This is a genomic window from Microbacterium sp. GXF6406 (assembly GCF_054798215.1).
This window is the reverse complement of record NZ_JBSJZH010000003.1, coordinates 44443-62795: the sequence shown is the minus strand read 5'-3', so window position 1 is coordinate 62795 and position 18353 is coordinate 44443. Positions and strand designations below refer to the sequence as shown.

Below are 18353 nucleotides of genomic sequence, written 5' to 3'. Positions count from 1 at the left end.
ACCCTCAGCCGCGTAGGGCCTTGACCACCAGAGCCGTGCGCAGCGCAGCATCCGCCGCCTCCGCACCCTTGTCCTCCTTCGAGCCCTCGAGGCCGGCACGGTCGAGGCCCTGCTGCTCGTCGTCGAGGGTCAGCACGCCGAAGCCGACCGGCTTGCCGGCATCGAGGGCGACGCGGGTGAGCCCATCGGTCGTTGCGGCCGACACGTACTCGAAGTGCGGGGTCCCGCCGCGGATGATGACGCCGAGGGCGACAACGGCATCCGCACCGCCGGCGAAAGCCGCCTGAGCGGCTACCGCGAGCTCGAACGAACCCGGCACGCGGACGATGTCGTACTCGGCACCGGATTCGCTGAGCACACGCTCGGAGCCGGCGATCAGCCCGTCGGTGATGACGTCGTGCCAGGTTCCGGCGACGACGACGACCTTCAGGCCTGCGCCGTCGATGGGGCCTGCGGGGGCGGGGGCTCCTGCGCCGCTCATGCGTGATCCTTTCCGTCGGCGAGGGCAGCGGCCAGCTCGGCTTCGCCGATGATGTGGCCCATGCGGTCGCGCTTGGTCTCGAGGTACTGGTGGTTGTTCGCGCCGACGCCGACGATCAGCGGCACCTGTTCGGTGACGTCGAGGCCGAGCTCGCGCAGCTGCTTGACCTTATCGGTGTTGTTCGTCAGCAGGCGGACCTTCGAAACGCCGAGGTCCCCCAGGATGCCGGCCGCCGCGGCGTAGTCGCGCGCATCGGCGGGAAGGCCCAGGGCGAGGTTCGCGTCGAGGGTGTCGAGGCCCTCCTCCTGCAGTGCATAGGCGCGGAGCTTGTTGATGAGCCCGATTCCTCGGCCCTCGTGGCCGCGCATGTAGATGACGATCCCGCCGTCGGCGTCGATGGCCTGCAGCGCCGCATCCAGCTGAGGACCGCACTCGCACTTCTGCGAGCCGAAGGCCTCACCCGTCAGGCACTCCGAGTGCACGCGCACGAGAGCCGTGTCGGTGATCTCGCCCGAGACGACCGCGATGTGATCGGTGCCGGTCACGCGGTCCTTGTACGCCAGGAAGCGGAACGTCCCGTGGTCGGTGGGCACGTTCGCCTCGGCGCGCAGGCTCACGCGGCGGCGGCCCGGGCGATCCGCGGGAGCGGCTCCGTCAGGATCGACGTCGTTCAGGTGCGTGATCAGCTGCTCGATCGTGATGACGGGCACGCCGTCGCGGGCGCCGAGCTCGAGGAGGCCGGGCATGCGCATCATGCTGCCGTCCTCGGCGACGACCTCGGCGATGGCGCCGACCGGGCGGAGACCGGCGAGCTTCATGAGCTCCACTGCGGCCTCGGTGTGTCCGCTGCGCTCCCGCACACCGCCGTCGACGGCGCGCAGGGGGAGGACATGGCCGGGACGGATCAGGTTCGAGGGGGTGGATGACGGATCGGCGAGCACGTTCAGGGTGCGGGCGCGATCCGCGGCGCTGATGCCGGTGGTGACTCCCTCAGCGGCGTCGACGCTGATCGTGTACGCCGTGGAACGGGCATCCTCGTTCGCCTCGACCATGGGCGGCAGGTTCAGGCTGTCGGCGAGGTCGGCGGGCATCGGCGCGCAGATGAAACCGGAGGACCATCGGACCGTCCAGGCCACCCACTCCGGGGTGGCGAGCTCGGCGGAGAGGATGACATCGCCCTCGTTCTCGCGGTTCTCATCGTCGGCCACGAGCACCGGGCGACCGGCGCGCAGGGACTCGAGGGCTTCTTCGATGGTGGCAAGGCTCATCGCGAGCCTCCTTCCGGTGCAGCCCGGAACGCCAGCAGGCGTTCGACGTGACGGGCAAGAATATCGGTTTCGAGGTTGACGCGGTCGCCGACTCGGCGATGGCCGAGCGTGGTCGCGGATAGGGTCTCCGGGATGAGCGAGACCTCGAGCCAGTGGATGTCGGAATCGGCAGGGGAGACGGCGCTGACCGTGAGCGATGTGCCGTCGATCGAGATGGAGCCCTTGTCGACGACGAGGGGCGCCAGATCTGCGGGGATCGCGATGCGCAGCACGCTCCATTCGGCGCCGGGACGAACCTCGGCGACCTCGCCGATGCCGTCGACGTGGCCCTGCACGATGTGCCCGCCGAGGCGGGCGCCGACGGGCATCGCCTTCTCGATGTTGACGACCGTGCCCACGGATGCCGCGGCGAGCGCCGACACATCGAGGGTCTGCTGCATGACATCCGCGTCGAACGTCTCGGCGGTCGAGGCGATGACGGTGAGGCAGACGCCGGAGACGGCGATGGATTCGCCGTGCACCGCATCCTGAACGGCCTTCGGTGCGCGCACCGTGAGGCGCCAGCCATCGCCGGAGGGAACGATCGCGGTGATCACGCCGATCTCCTCGATGATTCCGGTGAACATCAGCGAACTCCTTCTGCCGGGTGGGCGATGGCGAGCAGATCGTCGCCGAGCGGAACCCATTCGTCGATCGTCAGTCGACGGGCGGCATCGATCGATGCGACGCCGATCTCGCCGAGCGCGAGACGCGACCCGCCGAGAAGAACGGGGGCGATGTAGGCGAGCACACTGTCGGCGAGGCCGGCGGCGATGACGGCGCTCGCGAGAGTCGGACCGCCCTCGATGAAGACTCGCTGGATGCCGCGGCCGCGCAGATCATCCATCACGGCGTGCAGATCATGGGTGTCGAAGAACAGCGGCTCGTGAGGATGACGGTGCACCGCGGCATCCGGCGGTGTCTCGCGCGACCCGATCACGACGGGTACCGGCTGATCCGGAAAGAGGGCATCGCCATCGCGCGCGGTGAGCGCGGGGTCATCGGCGAGAAGGGTTCCGGTGCCGATGACGATCGCATCCGCCGCGGCACGGCGGCGGTGCACATCGGCGCGGGCGTCGGGCCCGGTGATCCACTGACTCGTGCCGTCATCGGCAGCGGCGCGGCCGTCGAGGCTCTGCGCCCACTTCACGGTGACGTGCGGGCGGCCGAGCCGCTGGACGGCGAGCCAATCAGCGATGACGGCGGTCGCGGCATCCGCCTGCTCGCCGGAGACGACCTCGATGCCGGCGCTGCGCAAGCGCTCGGCTCCGCCGCCCGAGGCGGCTCCCGGGTCGTCGAGGGCGAAGACCACGCGGCTGACGCCGGCGTCGATGAGCGCCAGTGCACAGGGGCCGGTGCGGCCGGTGTGGTTGCACGGCTCGAGCGTCACGACGGCCGTCGCTCCGCGCGCGGCGCCCACCGGAAGCTTCGATAGCGCATCGACCTCGGCGTGCGCGGTGCCCGACCCCTGATGCCATCCCTCGGCGATCACCTCGCCCGCGGGGGAGAGGATAACCGCGCCCACCTGTGGGTTGAGGCCGCGGGGACCGCGGCGGGCGAGCTCGAGCGCGCGCGTCATCGCGCTGCTTTCTGCCTCTGTCACTGCCATCCGTCGTCCTTCGCTCTGAATCCGGGGTTCGCAGACGGCACGCTCACGCGCATCGTGCTGCCTCCCATCCGGACTAGCGAGATCGCTCTCGCATCACCGTCGGTCCCGGAATTCCACCGGATCGGCGCCTCGGAAGACCGAAGCGCTCGCGGACTGTCACCGCCGGTTCGGATTCCCACCGACCCCGGAGCACGTTGATGCCCAGTGTAGTCAACGCCGTTTCGCGGATTTCATTCCGCGTCATCTCCGCATCCCGGAAAATCGCCGATCAGTGCAGCGATGCTCGACGGCCCTGCCCATGCTGCCGCCCGCTCTCAGAGCGTGCTGTGCAGCATGCGGACGGCTCCGATGCGCAGGTTCTCGGGGGCGTCCGGGACATCCCGCAGATGGGCGATCAGAGAATTGCGGAAGAAGCCGTCGAACATCGCATAGGCCTCGGCCGGCCGCACCTGCGGTGTGCTGCCGGACAGCTCGGCGTAGCGGGCGACGACGCTCCACACCATGTCGGTGAGCAGCCCGTCGATCGCGATGATCGTGTCGCGGAAGCCGTTCTGGAACAGTGCCTGGTTGCGCAGGTCGTACCAGAGGCGGTGCTCGGCGCAATCGGCGACCAGCGTGGCGGCGAGCTCGGCGCCGAAGCCCTCCGCGAGCTCCGCGCTCGTGAGCGAGGTCGCTACGACGGCATCGTAGCGGTGCGCGCACTCGACCTTCGACTGCCACACGGCCTGGCCGATCAGGTCGTCCTTGTCGTCGAAGTAGTAGTGCAGGATGCCGAGGGAGAGGCCCGTGTGCGCGGCGATGTCGCGCAGACCGGTGTTCACGAACCCGCGGTCGGCGATCGTCTCGAGTGCGGCGGCGGCCAGTTCGCGGCGGCGCGCGGCGACCCGATCCGTGCGCACAGCGCGCGACGGGGCGTTCACGACGGCATCCACCATCTGTCCTCCTGGGTATGCCGCCGAGCATACTCCTGGTCTCGACGGATTTCGAGGGGTTCTGGTGCAGGCGTCGGGGTGAAGATCGCAGGCGAAGCCCCAGGTTCGACGTCGGGGGTGCGCAGTAGACTCGACGGGTGACTGTTCCCGGGATTCTGCGCGCCTTGGAAGAGGCCACCCTGTACCGCGACGCCCTCACCTGGGCGCACACCGACGCCGATCTCGGACTCGTCGACGGACTCGACGCTCCGGTGCTCGCGGGGCTGCTCTCCAAGAGGGCGGCGTCCGGGCATCCGGCAGCCCTCCTCGTCATCGCCCCGACCGGTCGCCGGGCCGAATCGTTGGCCGCGGCGCTGGGGTCGCTCACCCCCGAAGCCGAGATCCTCGACTTCCCCGCCTGGGAGACTCTGCCGCACGAGCGGCTGAGCCCGAGCCCCGACACCGTCGGGCGCCGCCTCGACACGCTCCGCCGCATCACCACCTGGACCCGGGAACGCCCGCTGATCGTCGTCGCCTCTGTGCGCGCGGCACTGCAGCCGATCGCGGCGAATCTCGGTGACGCCGCGCCGCTGGCCCTCGCGCACGGCGGCCGCGGACTCGAACTCGACGAGGCTGTCGAGCAGCTCGTCGAACGCGCCTACACCCGCGTCGACATGGTCTCGCGCCGCGGCGAGTTCGCGGTGCGCGGCGGCATCCTCGATGTCTTCCCGCCCACGAGCGAGCACCCGTTCCGCGTGGAGTTCTTCGGCGACGAGATCGACCAGATCCGCGCGTTCTCCGTCGCCGACCAGCGCTCCCTCCCCGGCGATGTCGACCGCGTCGAGCTCGCCGCCACCCGAGAGCTGCTGCTGACCGCCGATGTGCGTGCGAAGGCGGCATCCCTCGTCGCCGGTTTCCCGGCGATCGCCGGGATGCTCGAGAAGATGGCCGAGGGCATCCCCGTCGAGGGAATGGAATCGCTACTCCCCGCCGTCGCCGGCCCGCTGAAATCGCTCGCCGAGTACCTGCCGGCCGGCAGCGCGGTCGCCGTCGTCGATCCGGAGCGCTCCAGCGCCCGGGCGCAGAGCCTCGGCGACACGAACCGTGAGTTCCTGGATGCCGCGTGGAGCGCCGCCACCTCCGGAGCATCCGCGCCCATCGACCTCGGCGCCGGCGACTTCCTGACGATCGCGCGTCTGCGCGAGATCGTGCACGGCCACGACGGCGTGTGGTGGCGCGTGAGCCCGTTCGCCACCGATGACGACGATGCCGCGAACATCGACGCGTCGATCATCCCCTCCTTCCACGGCAACGTCGACGGCGCCATCGAGTTCGTCAGCGCGCGCTTGGCCGATGCCTGGCGGGTCGTCGTCGTGGCATCCGGTTCGGGTCTCGTCGACCGGGCGCGCGATGTGCTCTCCGAGCGCGGGCTCGCGGCCCGCGCCGTCGATTCCGTGACGGGTGCTCCGGATGCCGGGGTCGCGACGCTCGTGCTCGGAACGCTCGAATCGGGCTTCCAGGTGCCGGAGGCGAAGATCGCCGTGCTCACCGACAACGAGTTCTACGGGCGCACGATCGGCGGCGACCAGCGCGTCGTGAAGAAGCTCGCCTCGCGGCGCAAGAACGTCGTCGACCCGCTGCAGCTCAAGAACGGCGACTACGTCGTGCACGCCACGCACGGCATCGCGAAGTTCGTGGAGATGACCCAGCGCGAGGTCTCCACCGGCGGGCGCAACGCCGCGAAATCGACGCGCGACTACCTCGTGCTCGAATACGCGCCGGCCAAGCGCGGATACCCGGGCGACAAGCTGTACGTGCCCACCGACCAGCTCGACCTGCTGTCGAAGTACGTCGGCGGCGAGGCCCCCGTGCTGTCGAAGATGGGCGGCAGTGACTGGTCGGCGGCCAAGAACAAGGCGCGCAAGGCGGTGCGCGACATCGCCGTCGAGCTCGTGAAGCTGTATTCGGCGCGCATGTCGGCCAAGGGCTTCGCGTTCAGCCCCGACACCCCTTGGCAGCGTGAGCTCGAGGAGGCGTTCCCGTTCGCGGAGACGCAGGACCAGCTGCAGACGATCGACGAGATCAAGGCCGACATGGAGCGGCCGATTCCCATGGACCGCCTGCTCTCCGGAGACGTCGGCTTCGGCAAGACCGAGGTCGCGGTCCGCGCCGCGTTCAAGGCGATCCAGGACGGCAAGCAGGTCGCGATGCTCGTGCCGACGACCCTGCTCGTCAAGCAGCACCTCGAGACGTTCACCGAGCGTTTCGCCGGATTCCCGGTGAAGGTCAGGCCGCTGTCGCGCTTCCAGACCGACAAGGAGGCCCGCCTTGTGCTCGAGGGCCTCGTCGACGGTTCGGTCGACATGGTCATCGGCACGCACCGCATCCTCACCGACCAGGTCATCTTCAAGGACCTCGGCCTGATGATCATCGACGAGGAGCAGCGCTTCGGCGTCGAGCACAAGGATGCGCTGAAGAAGCTGAAGACGAACGTCGACATCCTCGCGATGAGCGCGACGCCGATCCCGCGCACGCTCGAGATGGCCGTCACCGGCATCCGCGAGATGTCGACCCTTGCGACACCGCCCGAGGACCGGCATCCGATCCTCTCCTTCGTCGGCCCGCGCAGCGACAAGCAGATCGCCGCGGCCATCCGCCGTGAGATCCTCCGTGAGGGTCAGGTGTTCTTCGTGCACAACCGGGTGCAGTCGATCCAGCGCGTGGCCTCCGAGATCGCCGAGCTCGTGCCGGAGGCGCGCATCGCCGTCGCGCACGGAAAGATGGGCGAGCACCAGCTCGAGCAGGTCGTCGACGACTTCTGGGAGCGCAAATACGACGTTCTCGTCTCGACCACGATCATCGAGACCGGCCTCGACATCTCGAACGCCAACACGATCATCATCGACAAGGCCGACAAGTACGGCCTCTCGCAGCTGCACCAGCTGCGCGGACGCGTCGGCCGCGGGCGCGAGCGGGCCTACGCCTACTTCCTCTACGACGACGCCAAGCCGTTGACCGAGACCGCGGCGGATCGCCTCCAGACGATCGCCGTCAACAATGATCTCGGCTCGGGCATGCAGGTGGCCATGAAGGACCTCGAGCTGCGAGGCGCGGGCAACATGCTCGGTGCCGAGCAGGCCGGGCACATCGCGGGCGTCGGCTTCGACCTGTACCTGCGCATGGTCGGCGAGGCCGTCGCGACGTTCCGCGGGGAGGACACCGAGGCGGGGACCGAGCTGCGCATGGAGCTGCCCGTGGAGGCGCGGATCCCCGAGACCTACATCGACAGCGAGCGACTGCGCCTGGAGGCCTATCAGAAGCTGTCCGCCGCGGCGGCGGCGACCGCCGCCGACGACGCGATCGACCTCGTCGTCGAGGAGCTCGCCGACCGTTACGGCACGCCGCCCGACGAGGTGGGGGTGCTGGTGGACGTCGCCCGTCTGCGCCGTCGTGCCGCGCGCGCCGGGCTCAGCGACGTCGTCGTGATGGGTTCCAACCTGCGCGTCGCCCCCGCGCATCTGGCCGACTCGATGAAGGTGCGCCTGCAGCGGCTCTACCCGAAGGCGAAGCTCGTCTCCAGCGGGGAGGCGCTCGTCGTGCCGATGCCGATGACGCCCGCCGAGATCGGGGTCGGCCTCGAACCGCTCCCCGAGGACAAGATGCTCGCCTGGGTCGGTCAGCTGCTCACGGCGCTGTTCCCGGAGCCGGTGGCAAGCGCCCCGGCATCCTGATGTCGGCGGATGTCCGCGGGGCGTCAGAAGCGTGGATGCTGTCGCCGGAGCATCCGCCCGGCTAGTCTGTCGGCATGTTGTACGAGCACCTCGGGGCTCGGCCCCGCATCCATGAGACCGCCGTTATCGCGCCGACCGCCGTCCTCTCCGGCGACGTCGAGATCGGGCCGCACTGCCAGGTGCTGCACGGGGCGGTGATCACCGCCGAGGGCGGGCCGATCACACTGGGGGAGCACGTGATCGTCATGGAGAACGCGCTCATCCGGGCGACCGCGGCCGAATCGGTGCACATCGGATCGCACACACTCCTCGGCACCCTGGCGAGCATTGCCGGTGCGACGATCGGCGAGGAGGTATTCCTCGCCTCGGGCGCGCGCGTGTTCAACGGTGCGCACATCGGCGCGCGCAGCGAGATTCGCGTGAACGCGATCGTGCAGCGTCGCGCAGCTCTGCCGGAGGGGACAGTCGTGCCGATCGGATGGGTGGCGACGGGCGATCCCGTGCAGCTCTACTCTCCGGACCGCGCCGACGAGATCGCCGCAGCGCAGCCGGAGCTCGACTTCCCCGGTCACGTGTTCGGCGTCGACCGGAACACCCCGGACCGCATGGTGCAGCTCACCGAGCGGTACGGAACATCGCTCGCGCGGCACGCCGACGACCAGCCCGTGTGAGCGGCGTCATTCCGCATGGCATCCGCCCGAGCCCGCTGACACATGCCGGCGGAAAACACGAATGTCGGTCGAAACCCGAAGGTTTCGACCGACATTCGTGAAAACGACCGACAGGTGTCGGGAGAAACCCGGCACCGTCAGAGATCAGTCGATCAGATGACGCCCTGCGCGAGCATCGCCGAGGCGACGCGCTGGAAGCCGGCGATGTTTGCGCCGGCGACGTAGTCGCCCGCCACACCGTACTTCTCCGCGGCGTCGAACGTGGCGCGGTGGATGTCGCCCATGATGGCGCGCAGCTTGTTCTCGCTGTTCTCGAATGACCAGCGCTGACGCGAGGCGTTCTGGCTCATCTCGAGCGCAGAGGTCGCGACACCACCGGCGTTGGCAGCCTTGCCCGGGGCGAAGAGGACCCCTGCGCGCTGGAAGGCTTCGACGGCATCCGGCAGGCACGGCATGTTGGCGCCCTCGGAGACGGCGCGCACGCCGTTCGCGATGAGTGCCTCGGCGTCGGCGAGGTTCAGCTCGTTCTGGGTGGCCGAGGGCACGGCGATGTCGACGGGAACCTCCCAGACGCTGCCGTTCTCGACGAAGCGGGCGCTCGGACGACGCTTCGCGTACTCGACGATGCGGCCGCGCTCGGCCTCCTTGATCTGGCGGAGCAGATCGAGGTCGATGCCGGCGTCGTCGACGACGTAGCCCGAGGAGTCGGATGCCGTGACGGCGGTCGCACCGAGCTGGGTGGCCTTCTGAATCGCGTAGATCGCGACGTTGCCCGAGCCGGAGATGCCGACGCGCTTGCCGTCGAGCGACTCGTTGTGAACCGCCAGCATCTCCTGGGCGAAGAACACGGCGCCGTAACCGGTGGCCTCGGTGCGCACCTGCGCGCCGCCCCAGCCGGTGCCTTTACCGGTGAACATGCCGGACTCGTGGCGGTTGGTGATCTTGCGGTAGGTGCCGAAGAGGTAGCCGATCTCACGGCCGCCGACGCCGATGTCGCCCGCGGGGACATCGGTGTGCTCGCCGAGGTGACGGTACAGCTCGCTCATGAACGACTGGCAGAAGCGCATGACCTCGGCCTCGCTCTTGCCGTGCGGGTCGAAGTCGGAACCGCCCTTGGCGCCGCCGATGCCCTGGCCGGTCAGAGCGTTCTTGAAGATCTGCTCGAAGCCGAGGAACTTGATGATCGACAGGTTCACGGAGGGGTGGAATCGCAGTCCGCCCTTGTACGGTCCGAGGACCGACGAGAACTGGATGCGGTATCCGCGGTTCACGTGCAGCTTGCCGGAATCGTCGATCCACGGCACGCGGAACATGATCTGGCGCTCGGGCTCGACGATGCGCTCCAGAATTCCGGCGTCGACGTACTCGGGGTGCTGCTCCAGGACCGGCGCGATCGTGCCGAGCACCTCGTGCACAGCCTGCTGGAACTCGGGTTCGTGCGGGCTGCGCGCCAGGACCGTGTCGAACACGGGCTGGACGGACTCGGTGAGCGGGTGGAATTCTGTGCTGGTTGCGGTCACGCGGGACGGCTTTCTGAATCAAATGGCAAGAGGGCGATCGTGTCGCGCGAGAGGGCGTGCCGATCAGGCACGAGATCTCACCTTACCCCGGGGTTCGGATGCTCTTCACCTCCGGGGTCCGCACGGATCAGTGCGGGTGGGGTCACCCGGTGTTCTGGAGGCCCGCGGCGACGCCGCTGACCGACAGCAGGAGCAGTCGACGTTGTTCGTCTTCCGCACCGGATCCGGTGGCCGCGGTCGTGGTGCGCAGCTCTCGCAACGCCCGCAGCTGCAGCAGCGAGAGGGCGTCGACGTAGGGGCTGCGCAGGGCGACGGCGCGCTGCAGGATCGGCTTGTTCTCGAGCAGGTCGGTTCCGCCGGTCAGGCGGATGACCCACTCCTTGGTGAGGCTGAGCTCGTCGAGGACGAGCTGGGCGAGATCGTCGCGGTCGCCGAGGGCGAGGTAGCGGCGGGCGATGCGCTCATCGGTCTTCGCCAGACTCATGGCGACGTTGTCGATCATGGTGCGCAGCAGCGGCCACTCGCGGTAGGCCTCCTGCAGCAGGGCCTCATCGCCGACGGCTTCGAGTGCGGTTCCGAGGCCGTACCAGCCGGCGAGGTTGATGCGCGCCTGCGTCCAGGCGAAGACCCACGGGATGGCGCGGAGGTCTTCGAGGGACTCGACGGAGAGGCCGCGGCGCGCGGGACGCGAGCCCAGCGCGAGCAGACCGATCTCCTCCATCGGGGTGACGGTGGCGAACCAGGGGGCGAATCCGGGGGCCTTGACGAGTTCGAAGAAGCGGTCGCGGGAGGCGGCATCCATGGTCGCTGCGACGTCGGCGAAGCGCGCCGCCGCGCCGCTCGTGCGCTGCTCGACGCCCGGCGAGGAGGCCAGCAGGGTCGCGGCGGCGACCTGGTCGATGTGACGCATGGCGATGGCGGGCTCGCCGTAGCGGGCGAAGATCGTCTCGCCCTGCTCGGTGAGCTTGAACCGGCCGTCGACGGAGTGCGGGGGCTGCGCGAGGATCGCGGAGTTCGCCGGTCCGCCGCCGCGCCCGAGGGCGCCGCCGCGGCCGTGGAACTGGGTCAGCGAGATGCCGGAGTCCTTCGCCCACGAGGCGATCTTCTCCTGCGCCTCGTAGAGCGCGAGGGTCGCGGCGACGGGGCCGACGTCCTTGGAGGAGTCGGAGTAGCCGAGCATGACCTCCATGCGGTTCTCGGTCTCGTCGAGGCGATGACGGAACTCGGGGAAGGCGACGACCTCGGCGAGGATGCCGGGCGCGGCCTGCAGATCGGCGAAGGTCTCGAACAGGGGGACCACGTCGAGGACGGGCGCGTCATCGCCCATCGCATGGCGGGCGAGGCGGTGCACGTTGAGGAGGTCCTCGGCCGATGTCGTGAACGACACGACGTAGCGTCCGGCGGCGCGCAGACCGTAGGTGCGCTGGATCTCGGCGACCGCGCGGAACACGTCGAGAACCTCTTCGGCGCGCTCGCTGAGCTCACCGCCCGCCTCGATCTCGGCGAGCGTCTCGCGGTGCACCTGCGAGTGCTGGCGGACCTCGAGCTCGGTCAGGTGGAAGCCGTAGGTCTCGACCTGCCAGATGAGGTGCTGCACGCCGCCGAAGGCGTGCCGCTTCGCGCCCGCGGCGATCAGGGATCCCTGCACCGAGCGGAGGTCTGCGAGCAGCTCCTCCGGGGCGTCGTACCCGCCCTCGAGTCCGAGACGCGTCTCGGCGACCTTGCGGGCGAGGGCCAGCAGCACGCGGCGGTGCGGCTCCTCGGGGGAGCGCGCGGCGATCTCCTCGGCCGTGGTCTCGTCGGTGGCCTGGAACGAGTCCCAGATCGCCACGACGGCATCGCTGGGCGGGGTTCCTTCGGCGTCGAGAGTCAGGCTGCGGCCGATGCGCTCGAGGGCGCGTTCGAGGCCTCGCAGCACGTGCTCGGAGGCGATCTGCGCGGCTTCACGGGTGACGGATGCCGTGACGAAGGGGTTTCCGTCGCGGTCGCCGCCGACCCAGCTGCCCACGCGCACGAAGGCGGGGACGATCGGGGAGCTGGCGCCGGACTCGTCGCCGCGGAGCGCATCGTCGATGCGGCGGTACACGTGCGGGACGGTGGTGAACAGCGTCTCGTCGAACACCGACATGACGGTGCGGACCTCGTCGGTGGGAGAGGGCTTCTGCGCGCGCAGGGGCGCCGTGCGCCAGAGCGTGTCGACCTCTTCGAGCATGCGTCGACGTGCACGGCGCTGTTCGGCGCCGCCGGCGCTGGCCTGGTCGTGCTGGGTGAGCAGGTCGGACAGGCGCCGGATGCTGGTGGAGACCGCGCGTCGGCGGGCCTCGGTGGGGTGCGCCGTGAACACCGGGTGGAAGCGCAGCTCGGCGAGGCGGCGTCGCGCCTCGTCGTCGCCGACCTCGCGGCGCAGCTGGGCGTAGGCCGTGGCGACCGTGTCGGTGGCGTCCTCGCGGCCGGGCTGCCCGGCGCGTTCGCGCAGGATGCGCACGCGCTGGTGCTCCTCGGCGAGGTTCACGAGGTGGAAGTAGCAGGTGAAGGCGCGGGCGACCTCGTCGGCGCGCTCGATCGAGAACGACTCGGCGATCTCGATCGCGCGTTCGAACGCGTCGGTGCTCTCTTCCTCGTACGCCTGAATGCTCGCCAGGCGCAGCCGCTCGACGTCGTCGAACAGGCCGTCGCTGCCGCATTCGCGCAGCACCTGTCCGAGGATCGCGCCGAGCATGCGCACATCCGCGCGCATCTCGTCGGGAATCCCGCGTCCGGCTTCGAAACGGCCGATGACGCGGATGGCCTCTGTGTTGGTGGGCTCGGGGGTCACACCACGAGGCTAACCCCGCGGAGGGGATGCCCATGACCACGTGACACTGCGTGACGCGCGGCCGCGGCATACGATGGTCACGATGTCTGATAACCGAAATCTCCTGCGCACACAGCAATTCCCCGCGGTTCTTCTGCTCCTGGCGGCGGCCCTCGGCCTGCTGTTGGCGAATCTGCCGACCTTCGGCCCGATCGATGCGGTTCTGGGCTTCCACATCGCGATCCCGGGAACGGGCATCGACCTCTCGATCGCGCACTGGATCTCCGACGGCATCCTCGCGATCTTCTTCTTCGTCGTCGCGATGGAGCTGCAGTACGAGCTGACCCGCGGCGAGCTGAACTCGTTGAGCAAGGCGGTCCAGCCGGCGATCGCCGCAGCGGGCGGTGTGCTCGTACCGATCGGCATCTACCTGCTGATCGCGGGGGAGGGGGCGACGGCATCCGGCTGGCCCATCCCGACCGCAACCGATATCGCCTTCGCCCTCGGCGTGCTCGCGGTGTTCGGCAAGGGGCTGCCCGCGGCGGTGCGGGTCTTCCTGCTCGCACTCGCCATCCTCGACGACATCATCGGCATCGTGTTCATCGCCGTGCTTTTCGCGCACGATCTGAACTGGCTCTACCTGCTGCTCGCGCTGGTGGGTGTCGCGGTGTTCGCGGTGCTGTCGCGCCTGCTCCCATCGAAGGCATCCGCCCTCATCGTGGTCGCCATGATCGTCGTCGGCGTCATCGTCTGGGCGCTCGTCCTGCTCAGCGGCATCCATGCCACGATCGCCGGCGTCATGCTGGGGCTCGCGATCGCCCAGGCGCCCTCCATGCCGACCCGTCATGTGCTCGAGCCCTGGGTGAACGGTGCGATCCTGCCGATCTTCGCATTCGCCGCGGCGTTCGTCGTGATCCCTCAGCTGGCACTGTCGGCGCTGTCGCCGGCGTTCTTCGGCGTCGCCCTCGCGCTGCCGGTCGGGAAGATCATCGGCATCACGGCATTCGGATGGGTCGCCGTGCGCGTCGGCAAGAAGGGTGCGCCCCCCGCACTGCGCCTGCCCGACCTGCTCGCGGCGGGAACACTGGGCGGCATCGGCTTCACGGTCTCGTTGCTGCTGGCGAACCTCGCCTTCGCCGACGACGGTGCGACCCGTGATCAGGCGATCCTCGGTGTGCTCGTGGGCTCGCTCATCGCGCTGCTGCTCTCGGCCGTGATCGTCACCTCGCGCGCGGCTTGGCATCGCCGGGTCACCGCCGCGAGTTCTTGACAGGAGGAGGACTCCATGACCGACGCCGATGCCCTGCGCGAGGCCGCGGAGACGATGCGTGCTGTGCGCGAGCGGTGCGTCTGGTCCCAGCAGATCACGCATCGGGATCTCGTGCCGTACCTGATCGAGGAATCGCATGAGGTGATCGACGCGGTCGAGTCGGGCACGCGCGCCGACCTTCGCGAGGAGCTCGGCGACCTGCTCTGGCAGGTGCTGTTCCACGCGGCGATCGCCGCGCAGCATCCGGATGACCCCTTCGGCATCGACGACGTCGCCGAGACGCTGACCGAGAAGATGACCCGACGGCATCCGCACGTCTTCGCCGACGCCGTCGCTCGAACGCCCGACGAGGTGCTCGTGCACTGGAACGCGGCGAAGGCCGCCGAGAAGCGCGAGCGGTTGAGCGTGCTCGATGGCGTGCCCCGGGGGATGCCGGCGCTCGCGCTCGCGCAGAAGCTCGCGGGGCGCGCGGCATCCGTCGGCGTCGCGCCTGCCGTGTCGCAGTTGCCGCCCGCATCCGAGGCGGAGCTCGGCGACGCGCTCCTCGCGCTCGTCGCCCGGGCGCGCGAGCAGGGCTGGGACGCCGAACGCGCGCTGCGCGAGCGGCTCAGAGGATTCGAGGACGAGGTCCGCGAGGCCGAGTCGGCCTGATGCGCGACGGCTGATGCGAGGCATCCGCCCGAACCTGGAAAGATGGAGGGGTGGCTACTGTGAACCCGCCGCGCGGCATGCGCGACATCCTCCCCGCCGACAAGGCCCGCCGTGAGCGCGTCCTCTCCGTCATCCGTCAGCGCTACCTCGCGCACGGCTTCGACGAGATCGAGACGCCCGTCGTCGAGGAATACGATCGCCTCCATGCCGGCATCGGCGGCGACAACGAGAAGCTCTCCTACAACGTGCTGCGCCGCGGGCTCGACGCCGACGGCATCCGTGCTGCGGCCGATGACCCGGCCGCCCTCAGCGACCTGGGCCTGCGCTACGACCTGACGGTGCCGTTGTCGCGCTTCTACGCCTCGAACCGCGCGCAGCTGCCCGGCGTTTTCCGAGCCATCCAGATCGGACCGGTCTGGCGTGCCGAGCGCCCGCAGAAGGGGCGCTACCGCCAGTTCGTGCAGTGCGACATCGACATCATGGGCGACGAGTCCTCGCGCGCCGAGTCCGAGCTCATGGTGGCCTCCCTCGACGCCCTCGACGCGCTCGGTCTGGGCGGGGCGACGGTGCGCATCAACGACCGCCGCATCCTCGACTGGATGCTGGATGCCTTCGGGTTCCCCGTCGACGAGCGCCCCGGCGTGCTCATCACGATCGACAAGCTCGACAAGATCGGCCCCGCCGGCGTCGCCGCAGAGCTGCGCGAGCGCGGTGCCGCGGCATCCGCCGTCGACGTGTTCGAGGTGTTCCTCCTGCGCCCGCAGACGGATGATCTCGTCCCGTTCGGCGAGAAGCAGATCCGCGGTGCGCTGCCCGATGGTGCACCGGATGAGATCCTCGGCCACCTCGTCGGCATCGGAGATGCGGTTGCCGCAGGTTCCGGACGCACCGACATCCCGCTCGTCTTCGACCCGTTCCTCGTTCGCGGCATGGGCTACTACACCGGCACGATCTTCGAGCTCGCGCACCCCTCGGTGCCGTACTCGATCGGCGGCGGCGGACGCTACGACGGCATGATCGGGCGCTTCCTCGGCCAGCAGGTCCCCGCGGTCGGCTTCTCGCTCGGCTTCGAGCGCCTCGTCGATCTCGTCACCCTCGCCGAGGATGATGCCGCGCAGGCGATCGTGCTCGTTCACGACAAGGATGTGCCGGTCGCTGAGCTCGTCGCCCACAAGGCCGCGCTCATCGCGCAGGGGTCGCGCGTGCGCCTCGAGCAGCGCGTGAAGAACTTCAAGGCGCTGCTGGAGCGCTCCGCCGCCGACGGCTACACGGCGTTCGCGACGGTCTCGGCGGGAGCCGCGTCCGACAGCCTGGAGATCAAGCCGCTGAGCTGAGCCGACACTCGTCAGTGATTCGTGACGGTTGCCGGTCGAAACAGCCTGTTTCGACCGGCAACCGTCATTTCGACTGACAAGTGTCAGATGTCCCGAGCCTCGGTGACCCGCCTCTTCTCGCGGATGTAGACCTCCCGACGCACGCGGGCGACGACGTCGCCGGATGCATCGGTGATGACCGTCTCGAACCACTCCAGGACCTTCGCCCCGCCGCGGGCCTTCTCGCGGATCTCGGCGACGCGCTCCGCCGGCACGGAGAACTCGGCGGTCAAAACGCCGCGGCCGGGCTTGATGAGATCGATCTCGCCCTTGGTGTCCCAGACGACGTAGTCGCGGCCGAGCTGGTGCATGACGAGCATGAAGTAGTACGGGTCGGTCATCGCCGACATCGAGCCGCCGAACGCAGTCCCCACGTAGTTGCGGGTGAACAGGTTCACGTGCAGCTCGACGGTGGCGCGCGTCCAATCGTCGCTGAACCGGCGCACACGGATGCCGCTGAAGAGGTTCGGAGCCCACAGGCTCATGCCGATCGCGAGGCGGCGGGGAGTGATCTTCATCCCGCCAGTCTGTCGGGGCCGGTGGTGTGCTCCAAAGCATTTGCAGGCATCGTACAGTTGTTATAGTTCTTCTATAACTATTAGTCGGGAGGGAGTGACATGCTCATCCGCATCGATGGTGACAGCACGGCGCCGATCTTCGATCAGGTCGCCGCCTCCGTGCGCGCCGACATCCTCGCCTCCCGCCTCGTGCCCGGCGACCGGCTGCCCGCGGCCCGCGAGGTCGCCGACGGCCTCGACATCAACGTGCACACCGTGTTGCGCGCCTATCAGCAGCTGCGCGACGAGGGTCTCGTCGACCTGCGCCGGGGCAGGGGCGCGGTCATCGCCGCATCCGCCGCGCCGTTGGCAGAGCTCGCGCACGACATCCGTGCCCTCGTCGCCCGCGCCGCGTCCCTCGGCATCTCGCCCGCCACGCTCGCCTCGCTCGTCAAAGAGAGCACCCCATGAAGGAGAAAACCCTCGTGACCGACAGTCCGCGTCCCCCGATCGCCGCCGATGTGCGGCGCGCCCGCACCGGATTCATCTGGGTCGGCGTCGTCGCCCCGTTCGCGCTGCTCGCGATCGCCGCCGCGATCGTGCTCGCCTGGATGCCGGAGCTGCCCGACCCGATCGCGACGCACTGGGGGAACGGCGGCGTCGACGGCTTCATGTCGAAGACGGCGTTCCTGCCGACGATCCTTGGGATCTGCGGCGGCGTGATCCTGCTCGACGTGGTGCTCGCCTTCGCCGGGCACCGGATGCCGCAGTCGAGCACCAAGCCGCCGGTGCAGCAGTGGGGGCCGACGAGCCGATTCCTCGGCGCTGTGAATCTCGGACTCGGCGTGCTCTTCGTGGTGCTCCTCGTGTCCACCACGGCCATCCAGCGCGGACTCGCGGATGCGGCGGACGCCCCCGATGTCGGGGGATGGGCCGCGCTCGGGATGCTCGGGCTCGTCGTCTTCGCGGTGATCGGCTGGTTCCTGCAGCCGAAGAGCCCCGTGCCTGCGGCATCCGTCTCGGCGCCCGTCGACACCATCCCGCTTTCCTCTTCCGAACGCGCGGCATGGTTCGGCACCGTGACCATGGCGCGCGTCGGCATCATCGTGCTCGTCGCGGCCCTGGCGATGCTCGTGGTCCTCACTGTGTTCCTCGCGGCCGCCGGCGAGGCCTCCTGGTGGATCAACGCCGCGCTCGGCCTGGTCGTCACCGTGCTCACCGGCACGATGGCCGTCTTCCGCGTGCGCATCAGCACCGATGGCCTGCGCGTGCGCTCGCTCATCGGCTGGCCGAGCACCCGCATCCCGCTCGATCGCATCGAGAAGGTCGAGTGCGTGCAGATCAACCCGATGGGCGAGTTCGGCGGTTGGGGGTGGCGCATCGGTATGGACGGCCGTCGCGGCGTCGTGCTGCGAGCCGGTGAGGCGCTGCAGGTCACGCAGACCACAGGGCGCGTCTTCGTCGTCACCGTCGACGGCGCTGCAGATGCGGCATCCGTGCTCGAGACCCTCCGCTCGCAGAGCGCCTGAGAACAGGAA

The 18353-nt window shown here is 69.4% G+C and carries 15 protein-coding genes and 1 riboswitch; of the genes, 7 read left to right on the top strand and 8 right to left on the bottom strand.

The features are described 5' to 3' along the window. Positions 1 to 4 precede the first annotated feature (4 nt). The 5 genes from ribH to ACWAUG_RS03250 all read right to left on the bottom strand — a co-directional run bounded on the left by ribH (position 5) and on the right by ACWAUG_RS03250 (position 4332). Positions 5 to 481 (bottom strand): 6,7-dimethyl-8-ribityllumazine synthase, encoded by a 477-nt coding sequence (gene ribH, locus ACWAUG_RS03270; protein ID WP_298037103.1) that lies wholly within the window; start codon positions 479 to 481, stop codon positions 5 to 7. Continuing rightward, a complete protein-coding gene (gene ribA / locus ACWAUG_RS03265) occupies positions 478 to 1749 on the bottom strand; it encodes a GTP cyclohydrolase II (protein ID WP_298037105.1) in 1272 nt (423 codons plus the stop codon). The genes ribH and ribA overlap by 4 nt, the downstream gene beginning before the upstream one ends. Further along, positions 1746 to 2375 (bottom strand): riboflavin synthase, encoded by a 630-nt coding sequence (locus tag ACWAUG_RS03260; RefSeq protein WP_460801195.1) that lies wholly within the window; start codon positions 2373 to 2375, stop codon positions 1746 to 1748. Before ACWAUG_RS03260 ends, ribA begins: the two co-directional genes overlap by 4 nt. Then, positions 2375 to 3397 carry a bifunctional diaminohydroxyphosphoribosylaminopyrimidine deaminase/5-amino-6-(5-phosphoribosylamino)uracil reductase RibD gene (gene ribD, locus ACWAUG_RS03255; protein WP_298037108.1) on the bottom strand — a complete coding sequence of 341 codons (1023 nt, stop codon included), beginning with the start codon at positions 3395 to 3397 and terminating at the stop codon, positions 2375 to 2377. Before ribD ends, ACWAUG_RS03260 begins: the two co-directional genes overlap by 1 nt. A gap of 51 nt (positions 3398 to 3448) precedes the next feature. Beyond that, positions 3449 to 3593: riboswitch (FMN riboswitch) on the bottom strand. Between the two features lie 118 nt (positions 3594 to 3711). After that, positions 3712 to 4332 (bottom strand): TetR/AcrR family transcriptional regulator, encoded by a 621-nt coding sequence (locus ACWAUG_RS03250; protein WP_460801193.1) that lies wholly within the window; start codon positions 4330 to 4332, stop codon positions 3712 to 3714. A gap of 134 nt (positions 4333 to 4466) precedes the next feature. Between ACWAUG_RS03250 and mfd the strand changes: the two genes are divergently transcribed. Both mfd and ACWAUG_RS03240 read left to right on the top strand, forming a co-directional pair. Continuing rightward, positions 4467 to 8039, top strand: coding sequence for a transcription-repair coupling factor (gene mfd / locus ACWAUG_RS03245; RefSeq protein WP_460801191.1), 3573 nt, complete (start codon positions 4467 to 4469; stop codon positions 8037 to 8039). 74 nt (positions 8040 to 8113) lie between these two features. Beyond that, positions 8114 to 8710: a gamma carbonic anhydrase family protein gene (locus tag ACWAUG_RS03240; RefSeq protein ID WP_460801189.1), complete on the top strand. Its 597-nt coding sequence runs from the start codon at positions 8114 to 8116 to the stop codon at positions 8708 to 8710. A gap of 152 nt (positions 8711 to 8862) precedes the next feature. On the opposite strand, the gene gdhA is transcribed toward ACWAUG_RS03240, so the two are convergent. Together gdhA and ACWAUG_RS03230 are read right to left on the bottom strand one after the other, a co-directional pair. After that, a complete protein-coding gene (gene gdhA / locus ACWAUG_RS03235; protein WP_460801188.1) occupies positions 8863 to 10230 on the bottom strand; it encodes an NADP-specific glutamate dehydrogenase in 1368 nt (455 codons plus the stop codon). A gap of 142 nt (positions 10231 to 10372) precedes the next feature. Beyond that, on the bottom strand, positions 10373 to 12967 hold the full coding sequence (locus tag ACWAUG_RS03230; protein WP_460801335.1) for a phosphoenolpyruvate carboxylase: 2595 nt from the start codon (positions 12965 to 12967) through the stop codon (positions 10373 to 10375). 160 nt (positions 12968 to 13127) lie between these two features. Here ACWAUG_RS03230 and nhaA point away from each other — a divergent pair, with 160 nt between their 5' ends. The 3 genes from nhaA to ACWAUG_RS03215 all read left to right on the top strand — a co-directional run bounded on the left by nhaA (position 13128) and on the right by ACWAUG_RS03215 (position 16279). Continuing rightward, a complete protein-coding gene (nhaA, locus tag ACWAUG_RS03225) occupies positions 13128 to 14294 on the top strand; it encodes a Na+/H+ antiporter NhaA (protein ID WP_460801186.1) in 1167 nt (388 codons plus the stop codon). Positions 14295 to 14309: 15 nt separating this feature from the next. Next, complete coding sequence (locus ACWAUG_RS03220) at positions 14310 to 14945, top strand: nucleoside triphosphate pyrophosphohydrolase (RefSeq protein ID WP_298037122.1); 636 nt, start codon at positions 14310 to 14312, stop codon at positions 14943 to 14945. A 77-nt stretch (positions 14946 to 15022) separates the two neighbouring features. After that, on the top strand, positions 15023 to 16279 hold the full coding sequence (locus ACWAUG_RS03215) for a histidine--tRNA ligase (RefSeq protein WP_460801333.1): 1257 nt from the start codon (positions 15023 to 15025) through the stop codon (positions 16277 to 16279). 83 nt (positions 16280 to 16362) lie between these two features. Here ACWAUG_RS03215 and ACWAUG_RS03210 read toward each other — a convergent pair whose 3' ends face one another. Beyond that, entirely contained in the window at positions 16363 to 16836 is a 474-nt protein-coding gene (locus tag ACWAUG_RS03210; protein ID WP_298037123.1) for a PaaI family thioesterase, read from the bottom strand. Positions 16837 to 16935: 99 nt separating this feature from the next. Here ACWAUG_RS03210 and ACWAUG_RS03205 point away from each other — a divergent pair, with 99 nt between their 5' ends. Together ACWAUG_RS03205 and ACWAUG_RS03200 are read left to right on the top strand one after the other, a co-directional pair. Continuing rightward, positions 16936 to 17286, top strand: coding sequence for a GntR family transcriptional regulator (locus ACWAUG_RS03205; RefSeq protein ID WP_460801184.1), 351 nt, complete (start codon positions 16936 to 16938; stop codon positions 17284 to 17286). Continuing rightward, positions 17283 to 18344 (top strand): DUF1648 domain-containing protein, encoded by a 1062-nt coding sequence (locus tag ACWAUG_RS03200; protein WP_298037130.1) that lies wholly within the window; start codon positions 17283 to 17285, stop codon positions 18342 to 18344. Before ACWAUG_RS03205 ends, ACWAUG_RS03200 begins: the two co-directional genes overlap by 4 nt. Positions 18345 to 18353: the final 9 nt, after the last annotated feature.

Coding starts and splice junctions, on each gene's coding strand:
- ribH (WP_298037103.1), bottom strand. CDS start 481: ATGAGCGGCGCAGGAGCCCCCGCCCCCGCAGGCCCCATCGACGGCGCA.
- ribA (WP_298037105.1), bottom strand. CDS start 1,749: ATGAGCCTTGCCACCATCGAAGAAGCCCTCGAGTCCCTGCGCGCCGGT.
- ACWAUG_RS03260 (WP_460801195.1), bottom strand. CDS start 2,375: ATGTTCACCGGAATCATCGAGGAGATCGGCGTGATCACCGCGATCGTT.
- ribD (WP_298037108.1), bottom strand. CDS start 3,397: ATGGCAGTGACAGAGGCAGAAAGCAGCGCGATGACGCGCGCGCTCGAG.
- ACWAUG_RS03250 (WP_460801193.1), bottom strand. CDS start 4,332: ATGGTGGATGCCGTCGTGAACGCCCCGTCGCGCGCTGTGCGCACGGAT.
- ACWAUG_RS03240 (WP_460801189.1), top strand. CDS start 8,114: ATGTTGTACGAGCACCTCGGGGCTCGGCCCCGCATCCATGAGACCGCC.
- ACWAUG_RS03230 (WP_460801335.1), bottom strand. CDS start 12,967: ATGCGCGCGGATGTGCGCATGCTCGGCGCGATCCTCGGACAGGTGCTG.
- nhaA (WP_460801186.1), top strand. CDS start 13,128: ATGTCTGATAACCGAAATCTCCTGCGCACACAGCAATTCCCCGCGGTT.
- ACWAUG_RS03220 (WP_298037122.1), top strand. CDS start 14,310: ATGACCGACGCCGATGCCCTGCGCGAGGCCGCGGAGACGATGCGTGCT.
- ACWAUG_RS03215 (WP_460801333.1), top strand. CDS start 15,023: ATGCGCGACATCCTCCCCGCCGACAAGGCCCGCCGTGAGCGCGTCCTC.
- ACWAUG_RS03210 (WP_298037123.1), bottom strand. CDS start 16,836: ATGAAGATCACTCCCCGCCGCCTCGCGATCGGCATGAGCCTGTGGGCT.
- ACWAUG_RS03205 (WP_460801184.1), top strand. CDS start 16,936: ATGCTCATCCGCATCGATGGTGACAGCACGGCGCCGATCTTCGATCAG.
- ACWAUG_RS03200 (WP_298037130.1), top strand. CDS start 17,283: ATGAAGGAGAAAACCCTCGTGACCGACAGTCCGCGTCCCCCGATCGCC.